Source organism: Micromonospora sp. NPDC048935 (assembly GCF_043197875.1).
In the GTDB taxonomy this organism is placed as follows: domain Bacteria; phylum Actinomycetota; class Actinomycetes; order Mycobacteriales; family Micromonosporaceae; genus Micromonospora.
This window is the reverse complement of record NZ_JBICTZ010000001.1, coordinates 1,093,012-1,118,823: the sequence shown is the minus strand read 5'-3', so window position 1 is coordinate 1,118,823 and position 25,812 is coordinate 1,093,012. Positions and strand designations below refer to the sequence as shown.

The 25,812-nt window shown below is 70.9% G+C and carries 18 protein-coding genes; 10 read left to right on the top strand and 8 right to left on the bottom strand.

Annotated features, from left to right (window positions below):
- Positions 1–121: 121 nt before the first annotated feature.
- From ACGFIW_RS05475 to ACGFIW_RS05465, 3 genes are read left to right on the top strand one after another with little or no spacing between them, the layout of a single operon-like run.
- On the top strand, positions 122–1,543 hold the full coding sequence (locus ACGFIW_RS05475; protein ID WP_393311066.1) for a lipopolysaccharide biosynthesis protein: 1,422 nt from the start codon (positions 122–124) through the stop codon (positions 1,541–1,543).
- Between the two features lie 16 nt (positions 1,544–1,559).
- Entirely contained in the window at positions 1,560–2,915 is a 1,356-nt protein-coding gene (locus ACGFIW_RS05470; protein WP_393311065.1) for a glycosyl transferase family 1, read from the top strand.
- Between the two features lie 14 nt (positions 2,916–2,929).
- Positions 2,930–4,123 carry a glycosyltransferase gene (locus tag ACGFIW_RS05465; RefSeq protein WP_393311064.1) on the top strand — a complete coding sequence of 398 codons (1,194 nt, stop codon included), beginning with the start codon at positions 2,930–2,932 and terminating at the stop codon, positions 4,121–4,123.
- Between the two features lie 26 nt (positions 4,124–4,149).
- On the opposite strand, the gene ACGFIW_RS05460 is transcribed toward ACGFIW_RS05465, so the two are convergent.
- Positions 4,150–5,607, bottom strand: coding sequence for a hypothetical protein (locus ACGFIW_RS05460; protein WP_393311063.1), 1,458 nt, complete (start codon positions 5,605–5,607; stop codon positions 4,150–4,152).
- Between the two features lie 235 nt (positions 5,608–5,842).
- Complete coding sequence (locus ACGFIW_RS05455; RefSeq protein ID WP_393311062.1) at positions 5,843–7,165, bottom strand: O-antigen ligase family protein; 1,323 nt, start codon at positions 7,163–7,165, stop codon at positions 5,843–5,845.
- Between the two features lie 217 nt (positions 7,166–7,382).
- Between ACGFIW_RS05455 and ACGFIW_RS05450 the strand changes: the two genes are divergently transcribed.
- Both ACGFIW_RS05450 and ACGFIW_RS05445 read left to right on the top strand, forming a co-directional pair.
- Complete coding sequence (locus tag ACGFIW_RS05450) at positions 7,383–9,413, top strand: heparinase II/III family protein (protein WP_393311061.1); 2,031 nt, start codon at positions 7,383–7,385, stop codon at positions 9,411–9,413.
- The gene (locus tag ACGFIW_RS05445) at positions 9,410–10,588 is read left to right on the top strand and encodes a glycosyltransferase family 4 protein (RefSeq protein ID WP_393311060.1); all 1,179 of its coding nucleotides are present in this window, start codon (positions 9,410–9,412) and stop codon (positions 10,586–10,588) included. The genes ACGFIW_RS05450 and ACGFIW_RS05445 overlap by 4 nt, the downstream gene beginning before the upstream one ends.
- Before the next feature lie 97 nt (positions 10,589–10,685).
- On the opposite strand, the gene ACGFIW_RS05440 is transcribed toward ACGFIW_RS05445, so the two are convergent.
- Positions 10,686–12,851 carry a bi-domain-containing oxidoreductase gene (locus tag ACGFIW_RS05440; RefSeq protein WP_393311059.1) on the bottom strand — a complete coding sequence of 722 codons (2,166 nt, stop codon included), beginning with the start codon at positions 12,849–12,851 and terminating at the stop codon, positions 10,686–10,688.
- Between the two features lie 177 nt (positions 12,852–13,028).
- Between ACGFIW_RS05440 and wecB the strand changes: the two genes are divergently transcribed.
- The 3 genes from wecB (at position 13,029) to ACGFIW_RS05425 (ending at position 18,358) form a co-directional block, all read left to right on the top strand.
- Positions 13,029–14,111, top strand: a complete 1,083-nt coding sequence (gene wecB, locus ACGFIW_RS05435; protein WP_393311058.1) for a non-hydrolyzing UDP-N-acetylglucosamine 2-epimerase — start codon at positions 13,029–13,031, stop codon at positions 14,109–14,111.
- A 129-nt stretch (positions 14,112–14,240) separates the two neighbouring features.
- Positions 14,241–17,345 carry a M14 family zinc carboxypeptidase gene (locus ACGFIW_RS05430; protein WP_393311057.1) on the top strand — a complete coding sequence of 1,035 codons (3,105 nt, stop codon included), beginning with the start codon at positions 14,241–14,243 and terminating at the stop codon, positions 17,343–17,345.
- Positions 17,346–17,446: 101 nt separating this feature from the next.
- Positions 17,447–18,358, top strand: a complete 912-nt coding sequence (locus ACGFIW_RS05425; protein ID WP_393311266.1) for an NAD(+)/NADH kinase — start codon at positions 17,447–17,449, stop codon at positions 18,356–18,358.
- Between the two features lie 144 nt (positions 18,359–18,502).
- On the opposite strand, the gene pgm is transcribed toward ACGFIW_RS05425, so the two are convergent.
- Positions 18,503–20,146, bottom strand: a complete 1,644-nt coding sequence (gene pgm, locus ACGFIW_RS05420; protein WP_393311056.1) for a phosphoglucomutase (alpha-D-glucose-1,6-bisphosphate-dependent) — start codon at positions 20,144–20,146, stop codon at positions 18,503–18,505.
- A gap of 31 nt (positions 20,147–20,177) precedes the next feature.
- A complete protein-coding gene (glgC, locus tag ACGFIW_RS05415; protein WP_393311055.1) occupies positions 20,178–21,410 on the bottom strand; it encodes a glucose-1-phosphate adenylyltransferase in 1,233 nt (410 codons plus the stop codon).
- Positions 21,411–21,482: 72 nt separating this feature from the next.
- On the opposite strand from glgC, the gene glgA reads away from it, so the two are divergent.
- Positions 21,483–22,688, top strand: a complete 1,206-nt coding sequence (glgA, locus tag ACGFIW_RS05410) for a glycogen synthase (protein ID WP_393311054.1) — start codon at positions 21,483–21,485, stop codon at positions 22,686–22,688.
- A 12-nt stretch (positions 22,689–22,700) separates the two neighbouring features.
- Here glgA and ACGFIW_RS05405 read toward each other — a convergent pair whose 3' ends face one another.
- The 3 genes from ACGFIW_RS05405 to ACGFIW_RS05395 form a co-directional block, all read right to left on the bottom strand.
- A complete protein-coding gene (locus tag ACGFIW_RS05405; RefSeq protein ID WP_393311053.1) occupies positions 22,701–23,645 on the bottom strand; it encodes an inositol-3-phosphate synthase in 945 nt (314 codons plus the stop codon).
- 190 nt (positions 23,646–23,835) lie between these two features.
- Positions 23,836–24,666: an NAD(P)H-binding protein gene (locus tag ACGFIW_RS05400; RefSeq protein ID WP_393311052.1), complete on the bottom strand. Its 831-nt coding sequence runs from the start codon at positions 24,664–24,666 to the stop codon at positions 23,836–23,838.
- Positions 24,663–25,079: a nuclear transport factor 2 family protein gene (locus tag ACGFIW_RS05395; protein ID WP_393311051.1), complete on the bottom strand. Its 417-nt coding sequence runs from the start codon at positions 25,077–25,079 to the stop codon at positions 24,663–24,665. Before ACGFIW_RS05395 ends, ACGFIW_RS05400 begins: the two co-directional genes overlap by 4 nt.
- A gap of 99 nt (positions 25,080–25,178) precedes the next feature.
- Between ACGFIW_RS05395 and ACGFIW_RS05390 the strand changes: the two genes are divergently transcribed.
- Positions 25,179–25,736, top strand: coding sequence for a TetR/AcrR family transcriptional regulator (locus ACGFIW_RS05390; RefSeq protein ID WP_393311050.1), 558 nt, complete (start codon positions 25,179–25,181; stop codon positions 25,734–25,736).
- Positions 25,737–25,812 lie beyond the last annotated feature (76 nt).

Below are 25,812 nucleotides of genomic sequence, written 5' to 3'. Positions count from 1 at the left end.
CACCCAAACCCCCGCACCGACAGTTATGACCGTGAGGAACCCCCACGCGAGGCCGCGTCGCGGCGACCGCGTCGCCAGGCGCGTCCCTCCGGCGTTCGCCGCAGATCGTTAGGACCGACAGATGCGGACCCGCGCCGGCAGGTTTCAGCGGTACGAGCCGCTGCACGCCGCCGTGTCGCCCCGGTCGCGGCGGGCCGTCCAGACGATGGAACCACCCGCGCCGGTCGACCCCGCTCCCCCGGCCCCGAGTCGCGGTCGACGGCTGCTGTCCTGGATCGCCACCGCGGCGCTGAGTCGGGCGGTCAGCGCTCTCGTACCACTCGTCCTGCTGCCCGTGACCCTGTCGTATCTGGGCACCGACCTGTACGGGCTCTGGGCCGCGGTGCTCGCCGTCACCGGGATGGTCGCCTTCGCGGACCTGGGCGTCGGTCTCGGGCTGATGACCAGACTCGCGCCGTGCCGGGTGGACGGCGACTCGGACACCGCCCGGCGGTACGTCTCCAGCGCCTACGCCGCGGTCTGCGGGGTGGCGCTCCCGACGTGCGGCCTGCTGTGGCTTGTCGGTGGGTTCGTCCCGTGGCCGCTGCTGTTCAACGCGACGGGGACGGCGGCGCGCGACGCCCACCTCGTCGCCCTGGTGTGCCTGACCGCGTTCCTGCTCAATATTCCGTTGTCGCTCGTCGCCCGCGTGCAGTACGCGTATCAACAGGTGGCGGCCAGCAATGTCTGGCAGGCGACGTCGAGCGCGCTCTCGTTACCCCTCGCGCTCGGCGCGGTGTACGCGAAGCTGCCCCCGATCGCGGTCATCGCCAGCATCGCCATCGGCCCGTTGCTCGTGAACATCGTCAACACGGTGTGGACATTCGGCTGGCGGCTGCCGCACCTGGCGCCCCGGCCGAGATTCGTCGACGGTCGAGGGGTCCGGGAACTGTTCGGCCTGGGCGGCCTCTTCTTCCTGGTCACGCTGATCATGGTCCTGGCGGACAACGCCGACCCCTTGCTCGTCGCGCACGTGCTGGGCCTCGCCAGCGTCACCGCGTACGCGGTGCCGGCCAGACTGTTCAACCAGCTCGGCGCGCTGGTGACGCTCGTCAACCAGCCGCTGTGGCCGCTGCACGGTGAGGCGCTGGCACGTGGTGACCTGGCCTGGATACGCCGCACCGTTCGTCGGATGACGATCGTGTCGACACTCATCGCCGTGCTGCCGTCGATCTTGCTGGTGGCGTACGGCGAGCAGTTCTTCGCGGCCTGGTTGCCGATCTCGATAGGAAACCGGTCACTCCTGCTGGGCCTCGCCTGCTGGTGGGTCGTGCTGGCCGCGATCTCACCACGGTTCATGGTGCAGAACGCGGCCGGAATCGTCCGCCCGCAACTGTGGGGATACCTCCTCTACCTACCACTGTCCATTGTCGGAAAACTGCTCGGCCTGCACTGGTGGGGGGTGGCCGCGACACCGTTCGTCGCCGTCGTCGTCTACAGCGCGACGGTCGTCCCAGCGGCCCTCTACGGCTACCGGCGGGCACTGCGAATACGGACCACATGAGAGAGGCGGATAGCAGATGATGTTCGACGAGGAATTTCCGCGGGTGCTGGTGGTGAGCCACACGCCCTTCAGCCGGGTCAGCGGGACGGCCCTGACCCTGTCGAACCTCTTCTCCGGCTGGCCCAGGGACCGTCTCGCGCAGGTGCACACCGGCAACATCACCCCGTCGACGGACGTGTGCGAGCACTTCTTCCACTTCCCGCCGCGAGACCACTACCTGCCCATCCAGTACTACGCCATGCGGATGTCGGGATGGAACGGCCGTACGCCGCTGCAACAGAGCCGACCGATCGCCGCCGTACACGCCGCGGCGGAGACCCGTCCCACCATGGCCAAGATCTACGCGCAACTGCGGGCCGGCGCCGATCTCAGCCCGATCCGGGTTCCCCCGGCGCTCGTCGAGTGGATGCGCGACTTCCGGCCCGACGTCGTCTACTCGATGCTCGGCAGCGTGCGGCTGACGAGGATCACGGCGCTCGCCGCGCGCACCTGCGGCGTTCCGGTGGTGCCGCACTTCACCGACGACTGGCCGGCGACCCTGTACGACAACGGCGAGCTCTTCGGTCGGGCCGACCGGTCCGTCCAGGAGACGATCGCGAGACTTCTGCGCCTGGCCCCGCTCGGCATGGTCATCAGTCAGCCGATGGCCGAGGAGTACACGCGGCGTTACCACATCCCGTTCAGCGCGTTCGCGAACTGCGTCGACGAGACCTTCTTCGCCCCACTCCGCGACGCGGGGCGGCAGCAGGGGACGACGGAGTTGGTCTACGTCGGCGCCCTGCACCTCAACCGCTGGGAGTCGCTGCGCGACATCGGCGCCGCACTGGACAGCCTGGCCGAGGCGGGCCTGCCCGTCCGGCTGACCATCCACGCACCGGAGAACGACCTCAGCCGGTACGCGCGGCACTTCGCCCCCCTGCCGCGGGTGCGGCTCGGGCCGTCGCTGGCCAGCGACGAGGTGCCCGCCGCCCTGCGCGACGCGGACATCCTCGTCCATATCGAGTCCTTCGACGAGGAGATCCGCCGCTACACCCGCTACTCGGTCTCGACGAAGATCCCCCAGTACCTCGCCTCGGGCCGTCCGATCCTCGGCTACGGGCCCGCCGAGGTGGCGTCCCTGCACCACATCCAGGAGGCCGACGCGGGCGTGATCGTCGGTACCGACGACACCGCGGCGCTGGTCCGTGGCCTGACCGACCTCTGCCGGGACGCGGCCCTGCGGGAGCGGCTCGCCCGCAACGGGGCTGCCTTCGCCCGGCAGGAGCACGCCAAGGAGAGCGTGGCCGCGCGGTTCGCCGCCACGCTCGGCGCGGCGGCACGCAGCGGGTCCGCCACCGCCGACGCCGCCCGTGGGCAACTGACCTGGAAGTGAGTGGAGGTGCTGCGATGAGACGTACCGGATGGGTCGCCTGTGTGGGTCCGTTCCTCTTCCCGTGGGGTGAGGCGGGGTCCCGGCGGGTCTACGGCCTGGTGGCGTCGTTGGCCGCCGCCGGCTACGACGTGGTGGTCGCCAGCGGCGGACCGGAACCACGCACCGTCACGCCGTTGCCGGGCGTCGACGGGCCGGGCTCGATCTCCCACCTCGGCCTGGCGGAGCGGCCGTCGCCGGAGGCCGGGCCGCTCGGCAGCTCCGTCCAGACGCTCGTGCGCTGGGGTCAGCGGACGGTCCGGTGGCTCGACGCCCAGCCGACCAGGCCCTCGCACGTCCTGGTGCACGGCGGTCAGGCCCAGTACATGTTCCACCTGCAACGCTGGTGTCGTCGGCACCGGGTGCCGCTGATCGTCGACGTCGTCGACTGGTTCAACGGACGCCACGTGCGGGGCGGCTACCTCGGCCCGCTGCACGCCAGCATGAAGCTGGCCCTGCGCCACTACTACCCACGGTGCGACGGCATCATCGCGATCAGCTCCCACCTGGAGGCCCACTACCGCCGCGCCGGCAAGCCCCTCCTGCGGGTGCCACCCACCCTCGACGTCAAGGGCCTGACGCTGGACGCCCGGCAGAGCGCGGGCGACTCGCCGCTGCTCACGCTCGCCTACGCGGGGAATCCGCACGGAAACAGGAAGGATCTCCTGGGCACCGTCATCGAGGCGGTGGGCAACGTCCAGCGCGACGGCGCGAGCGTCGAGTTGCGCGTCTACGGCCCGACGCTCGACGAGGTGCGCGGCCTCTTCGACGCCCGGCCGTTGCCCGACGGTGTGCGGTGCCTGGGTCGCCTGCCGCAGGCCGAGGTGTCCAACGCCCTACAGGGCGCGGATTTCACAGTCCTGGTCCGCAGGCCGGAGCGGGCGGCGGAGGCGGGCTTCTCGACGAAGTTCTGCGAGAGCCTCGCCAGCGGCACACCGGTGATCGCCAACCTCACCAGCGACATGGGCAGATACCTGCGCCCCAACCTGGAGGGCCTGGTCTGCCGGGACCACACGGTGGCCGAGGTCACCGAGGCGTTCCGCGCGGCGACGCGGCTGAGTTCCGCGCAGCGCAGCGTCATGCGCCAGGCCGCGCGCAGCCAGGCGCTCGAATCGTTCGACTACCGGGCGTACGCGGAACCGCTCGGCAGGTTCTTCCGGCAGTGGGGCTGACGGCGGGCCGGTGCGGGTCGGGCGGCCTATCTGCCGGCGGTCCGCGCGACGGGGGTCGGCCCGGCGGCGGGCTGCCGGCGTTCGCTGAAGAGCGACTGCATGAGGTGCAGCGCCAGTAGCGTGGCCATCCCGACTATCGATTCCGGCGCCATCCCGAGCTGGTTGTTCGCCGGCACGTAGATGATGAGAATGCAGAGCTGCGCGAAGATCAACGTCGGGACCACCCGTCGGGAGGACACCGCCGCGCGCCACGAGCCGGCGAAGAGCCACCCGACCAGGCCCATGAACAACGCCGCGCCCGGGAAGGTCAGGTCCGAGGCGAGCCAGGGATAGATGGTGGCCCAGTACATACGCGCCGGCCACCCCTTCTCGTGTTCGGTCCGGTCGGGGTAGGACGGGTGCTCGGTCAGGTCCACGTCGAGGGTCTGGTCGGCGAAGATCGCCGCGGACGGCGCGCTACCGAGACCATGGGACCACTCGAAGGGCACCTGGAGGTTGTAGGACAACCCGAGGTAGCCGTGCGTCGGATAGCCGATCATGGCAGCGATGCCCTCGGCCATCGGCTTACCCACGACACGTTGCACGGTGGGATTCACGTGCACCACGTCACCCGTGGTGCCGAACTCGGCCGCCCGGGTCGCATGATTGTGGATCATGTAGGTGGCCAGGAGCACGAACGCCCCGACGACCAGCAGGAGCGCCCGACGCCGCCGGGAGTAGACCCGCGGCCGGTGCCGGACCGACGCCCACGCGACCAACATCCCCGCCGCGAGCATGATGACGACGTCGCCGAGACCCTTCATCGTGCCGATGAAGAGGTAGAACGCGATGTGCGTCGCCGTGGCGACCACGCCGGCGAGTCTCAGCCAGCCGGAGAGACTGCGCCAGTGCACCACCAGCAGCGGTACGAGGGCCACGCTGAGGACGCCGAGCGGGAACAGGGCCGTCATCCACGGGCTCGTGCTGCCCAGCCCCTGCTGGTAGACGTCGAACTTGTTCACGTAGCCGGCGGCGGGCGCCTGGATGTTGGCCCACACACTGCCGGGACCGGTGGCACCGAACTGGGTCAGCCGCGTCAGGTTCACCACGACGTAGTAGACGGCGCTGGCCAGGACCAGTTGACGCACCAGCCGGATGCGGGCGACGGAGTGGCTGGCGGTGGCCACCGAGGGCGGACGGCGCGACATCTGCGCCACGTACCCACCGGCGAACAGAGCCGTCGCCACGAGCACGAAGGCGCAGAGCTGGTCGGGGTTTCCGACGTCGCGGGCCAGCCTCGTCAACCAGAACGCCCCGAACGTGCCGAGCATCCACACCAGCGCCAGCACCAGTGGCAGCCAGGTGGTCGTTCGACCTGCCGGTGCCGCGCGGTTCGTCACCGGCGGGTGTACGCGGCGCCCGGGTCGCGGCGCGGCGCCCGGCATCTGGAGGTCGCCGACCGGCGAGCGGTGCCGGCCGTGGCTGATCCGGTCGACGGCGGTCACCGGAGACCACTCCGTGCCGGACGGCCGGCCCTGGGCGGTCGCGAGTCGACCCGGACAGGATTCCGAGATTGCACTCGCCGACCCTCCACACTGTCGAGCGCCCGTCGACCGACGCGGTACGGCTGTCGTGCCCCGGCACGTTCCGGCGCTCCGCCACGTCGTGGGTCGATCGACTGACTGTCAGTAGTCACTGAACGAGCCAACGACCGGGTAGTCACACCGGTGATGGGCCCGGTCACGGGGAGACGGCTCCGCCGAGAAGGGGCACGCCGGCGCGGGCACCGACCGGTCCCGGCGGACGGGCCGGGTCAGCCGCCACCCGACGGCTGGCGGCCTGGACCGGCAGCATCGACAGCAGGGCGAGTGCCAGCCACGACCCCCGCTCGAACTCCCACACTCCGGTCAGCCAGAGCGGGAAGCCGCCCACCAGGAAGAGCCCAGCGACCCGGAGTCCGACCGGGCACCGGGCCGCCCGTCGGGCGAGCACCACCCCGAACAGGGCCGCGACGCCCAGCAGCCCGACCAGGCCCAGGTCCACGGCGATGGCGAGGACGGCGTTGTGCGGGCGGATGCCCAACGGGTTCCAGAGTTCGAAGGTTCCCGCGCCGCCGCCCACCCACAGAACGTCCCACCAGTAGGCGGACGCGTACCGCCACAACTCGATACGACTCAGCACGTCGCCGGTCGCCCTCGATCCGATGAGGTCGTCGGCCCACACCAGGGCGCTCTGCCCCAGGCCGAGCGGCACCGTCAGCAGCAGCGTCGGCACCACGGCGGCGGCCGTCACCCACATCGTGCGAGGGCCGAGTTCGCTGAGCAGCGCGTACACCACCACGAGCAGCAGGGCGACCAGGGCACCCTTGGTCCGGTTGAGGAAGACACCGGACGCCAGCACCGGCAACGCGGCGGTCAGTCCGATGGTGACGAGTCGCCGTTGACCGCGGATTCTCAACAGGCCCAGCGCCAGGACGAACGCGGTGACGCTCGAGTAGGCCGTGAAGTTGATGTTGGTGCCCTCGATGCCGAAGCGCACCGCCATGTCCATCGCGCTGGCCTGCCCGCCGACCCCGCGCGCCTCGATCACCAGACGCCACACGGCCATCGCGCACCCGAGGATGTACGCGCCCCCGACGGCAAGCAGGTGCCTCGGCGTCGTGGCGACGTGGCGGACCGCGACGAAGAGCAGACAGGCCGAGGTGTACGCGAGGGCCACACTGTGCGTCTGCGCCACGTCACTGGACCAGAGGGCGGTCAGCTGCGCCCAGCTCGCGACCGCGACCGCCAGCACGTCGGGCAGTCGAGGGCGGGGAAGACGGCAGCTGAGCAGGATCGCCGCGACGGATGCCTGTAGGACGATCAACCAGGCGTTCGCCGACGACGCCTGGAAGGCCGCGACACACAGCAGCCCGACGGCGAGCGTCGTCGCCCTCGTCCGCCAGCCGCCCCTGCTGGCCCCGGCCGCGCCGGCCGTGGCCCCACCGGTGGGGGCGAATCCGACACCGGCCCGAGCCGGCACCGGGGTACGAGATCCGGGCCGCACCCGGGTTTGCGATGTCACGTCCACTCCCCTTCGTCCGTGAGCGGCACCGGTGGCGTCGTCACTGAAGCGGCACCGGCGACGTTGGACACCCGACAGACCGACGACCCGCACCGACCGGCGCGCGTCAACCACATGACCGGAAAACATTCCCACGAACGCGCCAAATGCCCGATTTGATGGCAGTTGCAGCTTGCTATAGACGTCGTCCCGCTCGGGACCAAACGACGGAATCTCCGTGCCAACGTCCAAGGGGAAGGTCAAGGTGAAACCCGATCTCCGCGCGATCGCCGTGGACACGCGCGCTCTGGGCCTGTCGGCGCCACTGCGCGCGGCGTACGAGGCATCCAAGCGCAGCGGATTCCACGCCGTCCTGTTCCACGGGCGGGCGCACCGGCACCACCCGGCCGCGTTGGTGCCGCTGACCAGCGTGCTGCCGATCGGCGACGGTGCGCGGCAGCGTTGCCTGGACGACGCCGGCCACGTGCTCAACGACGGGCTCCGGGTCTTCGGCGCCCGGGTGGCGACGGGCGTGTCCGCACCGTGGGGCACCGACCCGCTGACCGGGCGGCAGTGGCCGGCGGGCGACCCGTGGTGGCGCATCGACATCCGCTCCGAGGCTCGGCTGTCGGACGTGAAGCACACCTGGGAGGCGGCACGCCACCGGGACCTGGTCGTCCTGGCCCGCGCGGCCCGCCTCGACCCGGCCGGCCCGTGGCAGGAGGGCCTCGACGAGCTACTCCGGGCCTGGTGTGCGCAGTCCCCGCCGGAGCGGGGCGTCAACTGGTATTCCAGCCTGGAACTGGCGCTGCGGGCGATCGCCTGGAACCAGATCCTCGCGTTGGTCGGTGACCGACTGCCCCGCGACGTCGGGACCGGCATGGAGCGACTGCTGCTGTCCAGCGCCCGGCACCTGATGGTCGAGCTGCCCTACACGTTGAGCAGCATGCGCAACAACCACCTGCTCGGCGACGCACTCGGGCTGCTGCTGCTCGCCCGGATGTTTCCCACCGCCCGGCGCGCGCGCTGGTGGGCGCGTACCGGCGAGCGGATGTTCGCGGCCCAGCAACGCCGACACTTCGGGCCCGACGGTCGCATGATCGAGGACTCGCTGTCCTACCACCGTTTCGTCCTCGAGATGCTCGTCGTGCGGGTGCTGCTCGGCGGTGCGCCGTCGCGCGTCCACCGGGACCTGCACGCCGCCAGCCTGCACCTGGCCCGGCTCGGCGTGTTCGACGGCGACGTCCCGCAGTACGGCGACTGGGACGAGGGGCGGGTGCTCGCGTCCTCCGGCGACCCGCTCGACGTGGCCGGCTCCGCCGCGCTCGGGCTCGCGTTGTGCGGCGAACGGCTACCGGCGCGGTGGTACGCCGACTTCGACGAACTGGCGTGGTACGCGCCCGCGCCCGGCCCCGAGGCCACGTCCGAGGAGTTCGTCACGCGGATGCGCACCCGGTCGACCGCGACGACCTCGGGCGGTATCGCGCTTGTCGAGCGAGGGCCGTGGCGCGTGTGGTTCAAGGTGGACGGCGGTCCCTCGCACGGCCACGCCGACCTGACCTCGGTCTGGGTCAAACACGGCGACCGGTGGGTGATCGCCGACCCGGGCACCGGCACCTACAACGGCCCGCTGGAGGTCCGCAACGGGTTGCGCACCTCGGCCGCCCATCCCGTGCGCCGCCCGGACGGGCAGGACCAGCTCCTCCCGCACCGGGCGTTCCGCTGGCTCAACTCCGGCCATGGCCACCTCGGGGCACCGCTCGTCCTGCCGGATCGCACGATCGTCTTCGGGTGGCACGACGCGTACGCGCGCGGCGAGCACCCGGTGCGCGTCGGCCGCGCGGTGGTGGTGGCCGAGCGGTACGTGGCGATCGTCGAGTTCGCCGACCCGCCGGTGGCCGCCCGGTCCTGGTCGCTCACCGTTCCGCTGCACCCCGACGTCGTCGTGGAGGACGACACCCTCATCGCTGGCGGGACCAAGCTGGACCTCGTCGGACTGGCCGGTCACGAGGCGGTGCGCGGGCGGTCGGCGCCCTTCGCGGGCTGGCACAGCCGGACGTACGGACGCTGGGAGCCGGCGACGTGGATCACGGCCGAGAGCCGGGCCGACACCACCGTGTGGGGGCTCGGCGCGATACCCGGGCCGCCGCCGGAGCCGGACGCGCTCGACGGTCTCCGGTTCCGGGTGACCTGGAACGACACCGGCGCCCTACTCACCGTCACCGACCTCACCGCAGGGAAAACCCACCACGTGCGAGCACCGCGATGACACCACGCAGAGTCCTCGTCCTCAACCACTTCGCCGTCCCCCCGGGTCATCCCGGCGGCACCCGGCACATCGAGTTGTTCAGCCGGCTGCCCGGCTGGACGCACGTGATCATCGCGGGCCGCCGAAACATGATCACCGGCCGGCCGCAGCGGTCACAGCCGGGGTTCCACCTGGTCGCGGTGACCCCGTACCGGGGCAACGGTCTGGGCCGGGTGGTCAACTGGGCCAGCTACGCGGTGACGGCCACGGTGGCCGGCCTGCGGCAACCCCGACCCGACGTGGTCTACGCCTCCTCGCCGCACCTCCTGGCCGGCCTCTCCGGCTGCGTCGTGGCGACACTGCGGCGTACGCCGTTCGTCCTGGAGGTCCGGGACCTGTGGCCGCGGGTGCTCGTCGAGATGGGAACGTTGTCGGAGACGTCGGTGGCCTACCGGGCGTTGGCGCGCCTCGAACGGTTCCTGTACGAGCGCGCCGACCGCGTGGTGATCATGGCGCCCGGCGTACGGGCGGCGATCGAGGGCACCGGCGTGGCGCCGGAGAAGATCGCCTTCATCCCGAACGCGGCGGACCCGGAGGACTTCGTACCCAGTACGGGCCGAGCGGAGCTGCGGCGCCGGTACGGGTTCACCCGCCGGACCGCCGTCTACGCGGGCGCACACGGCCCGGCCAACGGGCTCGACCTGCTGCTGGCCGCCGCCGAGGCGGTACCCGAGATCGACGTCGTGCTGGTGGGTGCCGGTGTGGAGAAGTCGCGCCTTCGGGCGTTGGCGCTCGGCAGGCCCAACGTCCGTTTCCTCGACCCGGTGCCGAAGTCGGAGATCCCCGACCTCCTGCACGCCGCGGACGTCGGCGTGCACGTGCTCGCCGACGTCGAGTTGTTCCGTGCCGGGGTCAGCCCCAACAAGGTGTTCGACTACATGGCCGCCGGGTTGCCGATCGTCACCAACAGCCCGGGGACCGTCGGTGACCTCGTGCTGGGTGCGGATTCCGGGTACGTGACGCCGCCGGGCCACCTCGCCCACGGTCTCGCCCAGATCACGCAGGCGAGCCCGGACGAGTTGACCAAGATGGGCGCGGCCGGTCGGAGTTGGATCCGGGCGAACCAGTCGCGTACCGCGATGGCCCACGCGCTCGGGCGGCTGCTCGCGCCGCTTGTCGACGACGCCCCGCGCTGACCCGGCACGCCTGCCGGCGCGGCGCGCGGACCCGGCGGGCGCGGTGCGCGGACCCGGCGGGCGCGGCGCGCGGACGCCGGCCGCCGGGGGCGGCGGGTCACGGGGTGGAGCCGGCCCGCACGCTCTCCAGGTCGGTCTGGGTGGGCAGCCGCGACGGGTGTTCCTGGATGCCCGTCAGGGCGGCGATCGCGGACAGCGCGGCCCTCGTCGTGCCGAAGGACGCGTCGAGGTCCCGCTCGTCGGGCACGTTCCCGCTGATCACCGCGCGGGTGCGGGCGAGCAGCTCCTGGTGCCCCTTGCCGCCGGGCACCCGCTTCACCTCCCGGCCGTCGATCTCCAGCCGCCGGAAGTCGTCGATCACCACGGTGTGCCCGCGACCGAGGACCTCCAGGCGCTCCTTCGGTGTGTGCCGGTGCCCCCGGGTGGAGTACGTGATCGTCGCCGTGGACCCGTCCGGGTATCCGAGCAGGACACTCACGTCCTCCTCCAGGCCCGGTTCGCCGCGACCGCTGCCGTACGCGTGCACGACCCGCGGCTGCTCGCCCACCAGCCACGACGCCAGGTCCATGAAGTGGCAGACCTCGCCCCGGATGCGGCCACCCTGGCGTCGGTCGTGGTACCAGTGCGCGGCGGGCAACTGCCCGGCGTTGATCCGGTAGGCGACGGTTATCGGCCCGGACCCGGCGGCCAGGGCCCTCTTCGCGTGCACGACCATCGGCGCGTGCCGGCGGTTGAACCCGACGAACAGGTGACCGGAGTTGCGGTCGTAGGCGGCTCTGACGTCGTCGAGTTCGTCCTGGGTCAGCGCGAGTGGCTTCTCCACGAAGACGTGTTTGCCGGCGTCGAGCGCCTGCACCACCAGACGGGCGTGCGAGTCGTGGCGGCTGAGGACGAACACCACGTCGACGTCGTCGCGGACCAGCAGATCCTCGGCCGTCGGTGCCACGACGGCGATGCCGTTGCGCTCGGCCACGTGCCGCGCGGACAGGCCCCGGGCCGACGTGATGGCGACGAGGTCGTCTGCCCAACCCGCCGCCTTGAGCGCGGGCAGGAACGTCGCCCTGGCGTAGATGCCGGCCCCGATCAGGCCGGCCCGCGGCGACGTCGAGGTCCGGCGCGGGCGGATCGTGATGGTCTGCCGGGACGGCTGCGCGGGGGCCGCGTAACTGAGCTGCACCGCGAGCGAGCGCGGGTCCGAGGCCAGCACCTCGTAGGCCGCCGTCGCGCGCTCGATCTCGAAGACGTGCGTCACCAGGTCGTCGACCGCGACGCGGCCACCGGCCACCAGGTCGAGATAGGACTCAATGTTGCGCCGTGCCGTCCAGCGCACGTGGCCGATCGGATAGTCGATGCCCCACTCCTCGTAGGACCGGTCGTGCCGGCCGGGCCCGTAGCTGCGCGCGAACCGGAGATCCAGTTCGCGCTCGTAGAAGCGTCGACGGTCGAGGTCCAGGCCGACGTCACCGACCACGACCAGTCGGGCCCGGTCACGGGCGATCTCGGTGCTGCGGGAGACCGGCTCCGACGAGGGCGTCGCCGCCGTGATCAGGACGGCGTCGACGCCTCGGCCACGGGTCAGTTCCATGATCTGGTCGGTGGTCGTCGCACCCGCCTCGACCAGGCCCACCGCACCGCACTCGCCGGCCAACTGAGCGGTCCAGTCGCGCAGGTCGATGCCGATGACGCGGAGCCCCGAGGCGAGCGCCAGTCGTACCGTCAGTTGCCCGACCAGGCCGAGACCCACGACCGCGACCGAACCGCCGAGCCCCACCTCGGCCTGCCGCAGGCCCTGCATGGCGATCGCCGCCACCGCGCCGAAGGCGGCAGCCTCGTCGGACACCGACTCCGGCACGGGTACGGCGAGCAGACCCGGCACCGACTGGTACTCGGCGTGCCCCACCGAGGCGGTGGCCACCCGCATCCCGGGTCGGATGCCCTCGGTGGCGGCACCGGCGGTGACGACGACACCCGCGGCGCTGTAGCCGAGCGGCATGTCCTCGTCGAGCCGGCTGCGCACCGCGGCGAGCGTGGAGCGGACTCCCCCGGTGCGTGCCCGGTTGACGACCTGGCGGACCAGATCCGGCCGGGCCCGTGCCTTGCGCAGCAGGCTCGCCGATGCCAGCTCGCGCACGGCGCGCTCGGTGCCCGCGGAGAGCAGGGACCTGCGCGTGGCGACGAGCACCTCGGTGGGACCGGGCTCTGGCTGGGGAACCTCGACAACTCGCAACTGTCCGCCGGACACCGATTGGACGATCTGCTTCACGCGGGTCTGCCTGCCTTCGGGAGGTAAGAACATCGTCGACGGCAGGCCGCCGCGCAGGCAACACACACCGTGACTCATCCGTCATTCGGCATTCTATGCCGATTAGATGCTCTAAACTGGATAACTTGTACTATTGGCGCGCCGTCGCTGATTCGTCCCGAAATCACGAGGAGATCCATGCCAGCCGACGCCGTTCTACACGTCGCGGGTGCCCGTCCCAACTTTCCCAAGGCAGCGCCGGTGATCCGCGCCCTGGAGCGGCACGGCGTGCCGCAGCGCCTCGTCCACACCGGACAGCACTACGACGAGCGGATGTCCGAGGTCTTCTTCCGGCAACTGGGCCTCCCCGAGCCGGACATCAACCTCGGGGTGGGTTCGGGCAGCCACGCACGTCAGACCGCGAGTGTCATGACCGGCCTGGAAGAGCTGATGATCGCCGACCGCCCGGCGCTCACCGTCGTCTACGGTGACGTCAACTCCGCACTCGCCGCGGCCCTCGTCGCGTCGAAGCTGGGCATCCCGGTCGCGCACGTGGAGGCCGGCCTGCGCAGCTTCGACAGGTCCATGCCCGAGGAGATCAACCGCATCGTCGTCGACCACGTGTCCGACCTGCTCTTCGCCACCAGCCCCGACGCCGTGTCGCACCTGGAGACCGAGGGCGTCGCGGCCGGGAAGATCCATCTGGTCGGCAACCCGATGATCGACACCCTGTTGGCCAATCTCGACCGCTTCGACGTCGCCGGCATCCGTGCGGCGCTCGCGCTCCCCGACCGCTACGTGGTGGCGACGCTGCACCGACCGGGCAACGTCGACGACGCGGCAGACGCGGTCGACCTGGTGAAGGCGATGCACGCGGTCGCCGACCAGCTCCCGGTCATCCTGCCGCTGCACCCACGCGGCCGGCGTCACCTCGAAAACGCGGGCCTGCTCTCGCATCGCGCGCTGCGCGTCGTCGCCCCGCTGGGCTACCTCGAGTTCGTCAGTCTGGTCCGGGGGGCGGCAGTCGTCGTCACCGACTCCGGCGGGGTGCAGGAGGAGACGACGATGCTCGGCGTGCCCTGCCTGACGCTGCGACCCAACACCGAGCGCCCGATCACGATCACACACGGCACCAACCGCCTCGTCACCCGGTCGACGCTCGCCGAGACCGTGGCGAGCACGGTGGCGGCGCAACGACTCGCCATCTGGCCCACACCGCCGATGTGGGACGGCGCGGCGGGTGCGCGCATCGCGGACGTCATCTCGACGACGCTCCGGTAGCCAGTACCACTCGATCACTGGCGGCACCCGCACCAACACGGTCAGCCACCTCGCGCCCATCGAACTATTGACATCGATTACGCCACACCGAAGGCTCGCGCCTACAGGTCCTTCACCCAAGGAGGCGCGATGAGACCGAGACGACTGGCGATCGCCAGCGTGGTCACCCTGCTCGGCGCACTGGCACTGACCCCACCCGCCAGCGCGCGGCCGTCGTCCGACCCGAACGCCCAGGACGGCCTGGAGGTGTACGTCGGCACTGTCGACGCGAAACAGCGGGATCAACTGCGCGCGGCGGGGGTCGACCTCGGCCACGACGCGAAACCGGACTCGGCCGGCCGCACGAGTGTCGAGACCGTGCTCAGCCGCCGGCAGGCCAAGCGGCTGACCGACAGGGGCGTTCCCCTGTCGGTGAAGAGGGTTCGCGGCAAGGACGCGTCCCAGGCGCTGCGGGAGCAGGCCGCGGCCGGCTGGACGGCCTTCCGCCCGTACGGCGAGCCGGGCGGCCTCCGCGACGAGCTGAACGCCACCGCCGCCCGGTTCCCCAGGCTGGCCAAGGTGGAGACGCTCGGTCGCAGCCAGCAGGGCCAGCCGATCCTCGCCGTCAAGGTCACCAAGAACGCGCGGACCGTCGCGGACGGCAAGCGACCGGCGGTGCTCTACGCCGGTGCGCAGCACGCCCGCGAGTGGATCACGCCGGAGATGACCCGCCGGCTGATGCACCACGTGCTCGACAGCTACGGCACCGACCGGGAGATCACCCGCCTGCTGGACACCACCGAGCTGTGGTTCCTGCCGGTCGCCAACCCCGACGGCTACGACCACACCTTCACGCCCGGCAACCGCCTGTGGCGCAAGAACCTGCGGGACAACAACGGCGACGGGCAGATCACCTCGGTCGACGGCGTCGACCTCAACCGCAACTTCAGCTACAAGTGGGGGTACGACAACGAGGGCTCGTCGCCGGAGCCGAACAGCGAGACCTACCGGGGCCCGAGCCCCAACTCGGAGCCGGAGACCAAGGCCCTGGACCGGCTGTTCAAGCGGGTCGGGTTCGAGTTCTTCGTCAACTACCACTCGGCGGCCCAGTTGCTGCTCTACGGCGTCGGCTGGCAGGTGAGCACGCCGACCCCGGACGACGTGATCTACGAGGCGATGGCCGGCGACGACGCGCACCCGGCGGTGCCCGGCTACGACCCGGACATCTCCGCCGAGCTGTACACCACGAACGGTGACACCGACAGCCACGCCACCGTCAAGTACGGCACGTTGGGCTTCACCCCGGAGATGTCCACGTGCGAGGCCGCGTCGGCGGTCGACCCGGACGACCAGTGGCGCCCGGAAGACTGCGTCAGCGAGTTCATCTTCCCCGACGACGAGGCCCTCATCGCCGGTGAGGTCGACAAGAACCTGCCGTTCGCGTTGGCCGTGGCCCGGTCCGCGGCGGACCCGGACGACCCGGTGTCGGTGGTCGGCCGGAGCACCCCGGACTTCGTGGTGGACACGTTCGACACCTCGTACGGGCGTACCCAGCAGGTCGCCTCGATCACCCGGCGGGCGCTGAAGAACGTCCGGATGCACTACACGGTCAACGGCGGACGGCCGAAGACCGTCGCGGTCCGCGAGTGGCGCGGCGGCGAGCGGTACGGCGACACGCACGACGACTACTACGCCGAGCTGCGCGGCACGGTCACCGGCGCAAAACCGGGTGACCGGGTGGAGGTCTGGTTCACCGGGAACAAGCCCCGGGCCGGAGTGGTCGCCAGTACCCACTTCACCTACCGGGTGCACGGCGACATCGGCGGGGACGTGCTGGTCCTCGCGATGGAGGACGTCACCGGCCTCAGCCCGACGCAGACCGGCACCACCGCGAAGTACGCCGACGAGGTCGCGGCGTCGCTGGGCGCCGCCGGGCGCAGCAGCGACGTGTACGACTTCGACACGATGGGACGCAAGGCGCCACACCCGCTGGGCGTGCTGTCGCACTACAGGACCGTGGTCTGGGAAACCGGTGACGACGTCATCCTGCGGGCTCCCGGCCAGGTGCCCGGCACCACGGCCAAGGCGGCGCTGGACACCGAGCTGGCCGTCCGCGACTACCTCAACGAGGGCGGCAAGCTGCTGATCAGCGGCCAGTACGCGCTGTACGCGCAGGGCGCCAACGGCTCGTACGTCTATCACCCGGACGCGCCGCCCGAGTGCACCGACGCCGAGTCGGACGCTTGCCTGCCGTTGTTGAACGACTTCCAGCAGTACTGGCTGGGCGCGTACACCTACGTCAGCGACGGCGGCACCGCCCCGGAGGGGGGACCGTACCCGGTCGCCGGCACCGACGGGGCGTTCGCCGGCTTCAGCGGGCAGCTCAACGCGCCCGGTTCGGCGCAGAACCAGGAGCACGGCGCGTCGTTCCTCACCACGTCGGGCTTCCTGCCGCCGGACGAGTTCCCCCAGTTCGCCAGCTCCGCGCCGGTGGGCTGGACCCGTCCGACCGGCGCGCCGTTCGATCCGCGTACCGGTGAGTGGTATCTGCACAGCGGGCAGAGCGACGAGTCGTACAAGCGGCTCACCCGGACGGTGGACCTGACCGGGGCGAGCAGTGGTGAGTTGCGCTTCTTCACCTCGTACGACATCGAGCAGGACTGGGACTTCCTCTTCGTCGAGGCCCACGAGGTGGGCAGCGACAACTGGACGACCCTGCCGGACGCCAACGGCAAGACCAGCACGGCCACCGGGGAGAGCTGCCTCGGCAACTGGGACGAGCTGCACCCGTTCGTCGCCCACTATCAGGGTGCGGACTGCTCGCCCACCGGGACCACCGGCAACTGGAACGCGGCGTCCGGTGCCTCCGGCGGCTGGAAGGAGTGGGTGGCGGACCTGTCCGGTTACGCCGGTAAGCAGGTCGAGGTGTCGATCACGTACGCCTCGGACTGGGCCACGCAGGGTCTCGGCGTCTTCCTGGACGACGCCCGGGTGCTTGTCGGCGGGGCGACCGTGGCGGAGACCTCGTTCGAGTCGGCCGACCTGGGCGGCTGGACGGTGGCCGGGCCACCCGCCGGATCCGGTGGCAACGCCACCGACTGGTCGCGCAGCCAGCGGGCGTTCGAGGAGGGCTCGGTGGTGGTCACCGGCGACACGGTCTACCTGGGCTTCGGGCTGGAGGGTCTGCCCTCGGCGGCCCGCGATGACCTGGTCGCCCGCTCGCTGGGACACCTCACCGGTCGACCCCGACCCTGACGGCGGCGAGGTGCGCCGGTCGGTCTCCGGACCGCCGGCGCACCTTCGGTGTACGCCGGGTGCGGCCACCGCGAATGTGGTGAGCTGTACGAGTGTCGGGGCTGGGACTTGTGCTGCACCCCACCCGGGATGTCACCGAGGTGGTCGGAATCATCGAACGGTGGGCCACTCGTCATCGCAAGACGCTGATGGTCCGCGCGGAGGACCAGCACCGCGTACCGGGATGTGTCGAGCCGGTCCCGGCCGACGAGTTGGTCACCCGCTCCAACGCGTTGATCAGCATCGGTGGTGACGGCACCATGCTGGGCGCGCTGCGCTCCGCCGTCGCGGACCCGAAGCCGGTGCTCGGCGTACACCTGGGTCGTCTGGGTTTCCTCGTCGAGATCGAGCCGCCGGAGCTGCCCGACGCGCTGAGCCGGCTGCTGTCGAAGGACTTCACCGTCGAGTCGCACGCCTGCCTCGCGTGCGACGTGTGCGGTGACGACGTCGTGGCGTTCAACGACATCGCGTTGGTCCGCCAGCCCGGTTCGGGTTTCGTCAGCGTCACCCTCGGCATCGACGGCCAGCAGTACGGCTACTACCGCAGCGACGCCGTGGTGGTCAGCACCCCGATCGGCTCGACGGCGTACAGCTACGCGGCCGGGGGTCCACTGATCTCCCCCGCCGCGGACTCGGTGGTGATCACGCCGTCGGCCCCGATGGCCGGCATCTCCCGGTCGGTGGTGCTCTCCCCGGACGAGAAGATCCGGTTGGAACTCCGGCCCGACTCGTCGCCGGTCGTGGTGGAGATGGACGGGCTGGTGTTCCGTGACGCGGCCACGGAGGGGGCCGTGGACATCACGTACCGCCGCAACGCCGGCCTGGTGGTCCGCTTCGACCCGCTGCGTTACCAGGAACGCAACCAGTTGAAGATGACACTGCTCGACCTGCCGTTCCTGCCGGAGCAGCTCCGCGAGCTACTCCCCGAAGAACTACGAAGAAGAGCCCAACAACAAATCCCCCCACCCTGCTAACCCCCACCCACCCCACCCCCACCCACCCCACCCCACCCCACCCCCGCAGGCGTTGATCATGAGGTTGACGGGACGATTGGAGATCAACGAGCCCGTCAACCTCATGATCACCGCGAGCAGGGGGGGTGGGGGTGGGGGTGGGGGTTAGGGCTGGGTTAGGGCTTGGTCTACCAGGTTTTTGGCTTCTTCTTGGATCTGCTTGAGGTGGTCGGGGCCCTGGAAGGACTCGGCGTAGATCTTGTAGACGTCCTCCGTGCCGGAGGGCCTCGCGGCGAACCAACCGGACTTCGTGCTCACCTTCAGGCCGCCGATCGGGGCGTTGTTGCCCGGCGCGGTGGTCAGCGTCGCGGTGATCGGCTCACCGGCCAGCTCGGTGGCGGTCACCTGCTCCGGGGAGAGCTTGGCGAGCACGGCCTTCTGCTCCCGGGTGGCCGGGGCGTCGATCCGGGCGTACGCGGGCGCGCCGAACCTCTCGGCCAGCTCGGCCCAGTGCTCGCTCGGGCTACGCCCGGTGGTGGCGAGGATCTCGGCGGCAAGCAGGCAGAGCAGCAGCCCGTCCTTGTCGGTCGTCCAGGTGGAGCCGTCCCGGCGCAGGAAAGACGCCCCGGCGCTCTCCTCACCGCCGAAGCCGACCGCGCCGTCCAGCAGGCCGGGCACGAACCACTTGAAGCCGACCGGCACCTCCAGCAGCGGCCGACCCAGGTCGGCGGCGACCCGATCGATCATCGACGAGGAGACGAGCGTCTTGCCCACCGCGGCGTCCGGCCCCCACTGGGTACGCGTCCGGAACAGGTGCCCGATCGCCACCGCCAGGTAGTGGTTGGGGTTCATCAGGCCGGCGTCCGGGGTGACGATGCCGTGCCGGTCGGCGTCCGCGTCGTTGCCGGTGGAGATCTGGAAGTCGGCGCGGGCGGCGATCAGCGACGCCATCGCGTTGGGCGAGGAGCAGTCCATCCGGATCTTGCCGTCGCCGTCGAGGGTCATGAACCGCCAGGTCGGGTCGACGTTCGGGTTGACCACGGTCAGGTCCAGTCGGTGCCGTTCGGCGATCTCCCCCCAGTACGCCACGCTCGCACCGCCAAGCGGGTCCGCGCCGATCCGGATCCCGGCGTCGCGGATGGCGTCGATGTCGATCGCCGCGGGCAGGTCGTCGACGTAGTGCGCGAGGAAGTCGTACTCCCCGGTGGTGTCCGCGGCCCGGGCCCGCGCGTAGGTGATCCGGCGGACCTCCTTGAGCCCGGCGGTGAGGATCGCGTTGGCGCGGTCCTGGATCCACCGGGTGACGTCGGTGTCGGCCGGCCCGCCGTTGGTGGGGTTGTACTTGAAGCCGCCGTCGTCCGGGGGGTTGTGCGACGGGGTGATGACGATGCCGTCGGCGAGCCCGCTGGTCCGCCCCCGGTTGTGGGTGAGGATCGCGTGCGACAGCGCCGGGGTCGGGGTGTAGCCGTCGCGGCTGTCGACGAGCACGGTGACGCCGTTGGCGGCGAGCACCTCCAGGGCGTCCACGGCGGCCGGGGCGGACAGCGCGTGGGTGTCCCGGGCGAGGAACAGCGGCCCGTCCAGGCCCTGCTCGCGTCGGTAGTCGCAGAGCGCCTGGGTGACCGCCAGGATGTGATCGGAGTTGAACGCGTTGCGCAGGCTGGAGCCGCGGTGGCCGGAGGTGCCGAAGGAGACCTGCTGGGCCGGGTCCGCTGGGTCCGGATGCTCGGCGTAGTAGGCGGTCACCAGGCGCGGCACGTCGACCAGGTCGGCGGGCTCGGCGGGCTGGCCGGCACGGGGGTGGGTCACTGCGGGAACCTCCTCGGGGAGTGCGGCTCGGTCACGGTACGACCTTCTGGCCCTTGCCGATCACGACGATGCCATTGTCGGAAACGGTGTAGCGCTGCCGGTCCTTCTCCAGGTCGACGCCGATCTCGACGCCCTCCGGGACGAACACGTTCTTGTCCAGGATGGCCCGCCGGACCACCGCGTGCCGGCCGATCTCCACACCCTCCATCAGCACCGAGCCCTCGACGTGCGCCCAGGAGTGCACCCGCACCTTCGGCGAGACGATCGAGTTCTCGACGAGTGAGCCGGAGATGACCACGCCCGGGGAGACCATCGAGCCGACCGCGCGGCCGACCCGCTCACCCCACTGGTGGACGAACTTCGCCGGCGGCCACGGCAGTTGCTCGGTGTAGATCGGCCAGTCGAAGTTGTACATGTTGAAGACGGGGTGCACGTTGATCAGATCCATGTGCGCGTCGTAGAACGAGTCGAGCGTTCCGACGTCGCGCCAGTAGCCGCGGTCCCGGTCGGTGCTGCCCGGCACCTCGTTGTCGCGGAAGTCGTAGACGTTCGCCTCGCCCCGCTCGACGAGCATCGGGATGATGCTGCCGCCCATGTCGTGCTTGCTGGTCTTGTCCTCCGCGTCGCGCTCGACCGCCTCGCAGAGCGCCCGGGTGGTGAAGACGTAGTTGCCCATCGAGGCGTAGATCTCGTCCGGCGCGTCCGCCAGACCGACCGCGTCGGTCGGCTTCTCCCGGAACGCGCGGATCCGCTTGCCGTCCTCGCCGACCTCGATGACGCCGAACTGGTCGGCCATCGACAGCGGCTGGCGGATGCCGGCGACGGTGACCGCGGCGCCGGAGGCGATGTGGTCCTCCACCATCTGCCGCGGGTCCATCCGGTAGATGTGGTCGGCGCCGAAGACGATCACGTAGTCGGGCTGCTCGTCGTGGATCAGGTTGAAGCTCTGGTAGATGGCGTCGGCCGAGCCGGCGAACCACCACGGCCCACGACGCTGCTGCGCGGGCACCGGGGTGACGTAGTTGCCGAGCAGCGTGGACATCCGCCAGGTCTTGGTGATGTGTCGGTCGAGGGAGTGGGACTTGTACTGGGTCAGCACGACGATCTTGAGATAGCCGGCGTTGGCCAGGTTGGAGAGGACGAAGTCGACCATGCGGTACATCCCGCCGAACGGGACGGCCGGCTTGGCCCGGTCCGTGGTGAGTGGCATCAGGCGCTTGCCCTCCCCACCCGCCAGGACGATCGCGAGCACCTTGGCAGCCATGCCCCGACGCTATCCACCCGCGTCGCACTTCACCACTCGTACGGGGACTCTTCTGCATTAGGGTGCGGGGTCATGACGGAACCCACCCCGCTGCGCGTCGATCTGCTCACCCGCGAGTACCCGCCGGAGGTCTACGGCGGCGCCGGGGTGCACGTCGAGTACCTGGCCCGGGAGTTGCGCCGCCGCGCCGACGTCCGGGTGCACTGCTTCGGCCTGCCGCGCACCGAGCCGGGCGTCACCGCGTACCCCGAACCGCCCGGCCTGACCGGCGCGAACGCCGCGCTGCGCACGATGGGTGTGGACCTGGAGATGGCCGCCGGCACGGCCGGCGCCGACGTGGTGCACAGCCACACCTGGTACGCGAACCTGGCCGGGCACACCGCGAAGCTGCTGCACGGGGTGCCGCACGTGGTGACCGCGCACAGCCTGGAGCCGCTGCGGCCGTGGAAGGCCGAGCAGCTCGGCGGCGGGTACGCGCTCTCCTCCTGGATCGAGCGCACCGCGATGGAGGCCGCCGACGCGGTGATCGCGGTCAGTGGCGGGATGCGCAACGACGTGCTCACCGCCTACCCGCAGATCGACCCGTCGAAGGTCCGGGTGGTCTACAACGGCATCGACACCGTGCAGTACGCCCCGGACTCCGGCACCGACGTGCTGGACCGGCTGGGCATCGACCCGTCCCGCCCCAGCGTGGTCTACGTGGGCAGGATCACCCGGCAGAAGGGGCTGCCCTATTTGTTGCGGGCCGGGCGGGAACTGCCGGCCGACACCCAGCTCGTGCTCCTCGCCGGAGCGCCGGACACTCCGGAGATCGCCGCCGAGGTGGCGGAGTTGGTCGCCGAGTTGCGGGCCAGTCGCTCCGGCGTGGTCTGGGTCGCCGAGATGCTGCCCAAGCCCGAGGTGATCCAGGTGCTCACCCACGCCACAGTCTTCGCCTGCCCGTCGATCTACGAGCCGATGGGCATCGTCAACCTGGAGGCGATGGCCTGCGAGACAGCGGTGGTGGCGACCGCGACCGGCGGCATTCCCGAGGTGGTGGCCGACGACGAGACGGGCCTGCTGGTGCCGATCCAGCAGGTCACCGACGGGTCCGGGACGCCGTTGCAGCCGGAGAAGTTCGTCGCCGACCTGGCGGCGGCGCTCAACACGCTGCTCGCCGACCCGGCGCGCACCGAGCGGTTCGGCCTGGCCGGCCGCCAGCGCGCGGTGCGGCACTTCTCCTGGGACGCCATCGCCGGTCAGACGCTGGACGTCTACCGCTCCGTGGGCGCGGCCTGACGGAGCCGGACGTCAGATCGCCGTACCCGGCGGCGACTTGAGCAACGACGTCGCCTCAGCAGCATGACCACCACGCCCGTTCCGTAGCGCGCTGGCCGCGATGCGGATGAGGTCGATGTTGACGCCGGCGGCACCGCTCGGGTCGTGCACCTTCAGCTTCACGTCGAGGCTCACCGCCGTCCCACCCCAACCCTGCGCCTCGATGTTGAGGTGAGCCACCTTCTGCGACGCGAGATGTGGCAGGTACCCGAGCGGGGCGACCTCGACGCTGTCCGCCTCCGAGAGGGCGTTGAGCTTGGACCGCTTCTTGGTGTCGGGGTTCTCGACCAGGTTGCGGAAGTCCTCGGTGCCGCCCAGATTGACCTGGTAGGAGCTGACCAGCGTCAGGCCCCGCTCCCTCAACAGCCGCAGCAGCGCGTTGTGCAACACCGAGGTGCCGAACTGGCTCGCCAGGTCGTCGCCGAGCAACGGCAGACCGGCAGCCTCGAAGCTGTCCAGCAGCCGGGGATCGCGGGCGACCGGGTCGGCGGTGGTGTTGATGAAGGCGACACCCGCGGTGCGAGCTGCCGCGGCGTACGCCTGGGCGGTTCCCGGCCGGCCACTCGGCGCCGAGTAGAGCAGCACCTCCGCCCCTGCCAGCGCCGCGGCCACCCGCTGCACCTCGCCCGCATCGACGAGGCCCTTCGTGACCGGCACACCCGCTCTGGGCAGGTCGCAGTCCAGCCGGGGGTAGTTGTTGGGCGCCAGGAAGATCGCCTCGGTCAGGTCCCGACCGATCTTCTCCTCGGAGGTGGCGAAGGCCGCCACGATGTCGATGTCCCCCACCCCGAACCCGTCGATCATCGGCCTGCGGATTCCGACCAGGCTGCCGCTCTGGCGGTAGAGAGCAAGCCCCTGCACCAGCGCCGACGTGTTGTTACCGACACCGACGACCGCGACCCTCACCCGTTCGATCATGGCCGGAGGCTACGTCACCTCCGCTGCGTGATCTGCCCCGGCGGGACCACCGGACCCGGTGCCGGCCGCGCGGCGTAGCCGTCCGACACCGCGTCGACGGCCAGCGAATCTGAACGGCGGCGACCTCGCCCAGGTCGTCGTCACCGCCGCAACCACCACCACCGGCGGGAGTTGGGCAGCCGACCGAGCGTCAGCCAGGACGGTCGCCGCGCAGGCGGTCCCGGCAGAAGTCCCGGAAGGATCGTGGCGTACGACCGGTCACGTCTACGACGGTCGAGGTCGTCCGGTCCTCCGCGCCCGCCGCGATCGCCGTGTCCAGGCTGGCGAGGAAGCGGGCGTAGTCCGGCGGCATGCCGTTCGCGCTGTGGCGGGCGGCCAGTTCCGCCGCGTCGATCGGACGGTGCCGGACCGTACGACCACCGACCTCGGTGAGGACGGCGGCGACAGTGTCGTAGCTCAGCGCCTCCGGTCCGGTGATGACGTGGTCGGTGTTGTGCGGCGTCGGGTCCGTGAGGGCCCGCACCGCCACCTCGGCGATGTCGGCCGGGTCGACGAAACCGACCCGTGCGGTGCCGGTGGCGCTGACGATCTCGCCATGCTCGCGGGCGCTCACGGCGTACGGCTGCTCACCCACGAAGTTCTCCATGAACCAGGACGGCCGCAGTACCGCCCATTCCTCGAACAGCTCACCCAGCCGTGCGTGCACCAGGCCAAGTCCGTGCGCGGCGGGAGGGACGGCCGAGGAGCTGAGCAGAACCACCCGGCGGACACCGGCGCTGCGTGCCCGCTCAAGGAAGGGCAGCATGACCGGTGCCGGATCGACCTCGCCGGTCGGAGGGATGGCGTAGATCGCACGCACGCCAGCCAGCGCGTCCGGGTGGGTGGTCGGGTCGCGCCAGTCGAAGCGGACTCCGGCGGTGGAGGGGCGTCGGCTGGCGATCCGGGTGGGGTGACCGCGTTCGGCAAGCGTGGCGGCGACGATACGGCCGGTGGTCCCGGTGCCACCGATGACCAGGATCATGAGCGCACCAGGCCGCCACCGAGCAGTTCCTGCGCGGCGATCGGATCCCAGAAGTCGCGATAGTGCACGAGCTGCCCGGCCCTGATGGTCAGGACGGCGATGTAGCGCAGCTCGTACGGCCGGCCCGTGGCGACGACGAGACCGGAGGCGACGAACTCGACGACGATGACCTCGGGATCCCTGGTCTCGTGCACGGTCCGGTCGCGGATTTCGCGGACGTCGAGCAGGGCCGGGTAGTTGATCAGGTACTCGTGCAGCTCGGCGCGTCCGGCTACCCGGCGCGGCTGGCCGGGCGGCGCGAACGGGAGTTCCAGCACCGCGTCCTCGGCGAACAGCGCGATGAATCCGGCCATGTCCTTGGCGAGCAGCAGCTCCATGCCTCGGTGGAACACCGCGGTGGGGTCGTCCGACATGATCGTCCTTTCGTCGTCCGGGACGGTCGCGATAAGATTCGGACCGCCGGTCCGCTTAACTATACGGACCGCCAGTCCGTTTGGCGAGAGGGGTGTCCGGTGCGGGCCGACGCGCTACGCAACAGGGAGTCGGTGCTGGCCGCCGCCGGGCGTCTCTTCGACGCCGCAACCGACCCCGATCAGGTGTCGATGGACGACGTCGCCACCGCCGCCGGCGTCGGCAAGGGCACCCTGTTCCGGCGCTTCGGCGACCGCATCGGGCTCATCCGCGCCCTCTACGAGCAACGGGGACTGCGGTTGCGGGATGCGCTCGCGTTGTCACCCACCCGACCGGCGGCGGAGCAGGCCGTCGAACTGCTGCGGGCCATGCTGCGCTTCAAGCTCGACAACCGGGTGCTCACGCTGGCGCTGGAGAGCGCCGGGGGCGGCAGCCCGTACCGCAATGAGGCGTACGACCACTGGCACGCCCTGCTCGCCGGCCTCGTCGCGGAAGCACGCGGCCCGCAGACGGCGGATTATCTGGCCCACGCCCTGCTCGCCGCCGTCCGCAGCGACCTGGTCGAGCACCTGCGCGACTGGCCCGAAGCGCGGTGGCAGGAGGGACTGAACGCACTGGTCGGGTCCGTGTTCAGGGACGACGGCAACCGCGCTGACTGATTCCCCCGCACCGGCCCGCCACCGTCGGCCAGGGAGACCGGGCGTCCGGCAGACACTCGCCCACCTGTGCCATCGC

Coding starts and splice junctions, on each gene's coding strand:
- ACGFIW_RS05475 (WP_393311066.1), top strand. CDS start 122: ATGCGGACCCGCGCCGGCAGGTTTCAGCGGTACGAGCCGCTGCACGCC.
- ACGFIW_RS05470 (WP_393311065.1), top strand. CDS start 1,560: ATGATGTTCGACGAGGAATTTCCGCGGGTGCTGGTGGTGAGCCACACG.
- ACGFIW_RS05465 (WP_393311064.1), top strand. CDS start 2,930: ATGAGACGTACCGGATGGGTCGCCTGTGTGGGTCCGTTCCTCTTCCCG.
- ACGFIW_RS05445 (WP_393311060.1), top strand. CDS start 9,410: ATGACACCACGCAGAGTCCTCGTCCTCAACCACTTCGCCGTCCCCCCG.
- wecB (WP_393311058.1), top strand. CDS start 13,029: ATGCCAGCCGACGCCGTTCTACACGTCGCGGGTGCCCGTCCCAACTTT.
- ACGFIW_RS05430 (WP_393311057.1), top strand. CDS start 14,241: ATGAGACCGAGACGACTGGCGATCGCCAGCGTGGTCACCCTGCTCGGC.
- glgC (WP_393311055.1), bottom strand. CDS start 21,410: ATGGCTGCCAAGGTGCTCGCGATCGTCCTGGCGGGTGGGGAGGGCAAG.
- glgA (WP_393311054.1), top strand. CDS start 21,483: ATGACGGAACCCACCCCGCTGCGCGTCGATCTGCTCACCCGCGAGTAC.
- ACGFIW_RS05405 (WP_393311053.1), bottom strand. CDS start 23,645: ATGATCGAACGGGTGAGGGTCGCGGTCGTCGGTGTCGGTAACAACACG.
- ACGFIW_RS05400 (WP_393311052.1), bottom strand. CDS start 24,666: ATGATCCTGGTCATCGGTGGCACCGGGACCACCGGCCGTATCGTCGCC.
- ACGFIW_RS05395 (WP_393311051.1), bottom strand. CDS start 25,079: ATGTCGGACGACCCCACCGCGGTGTTCCACCGAGGCATGGAGCTGCTG.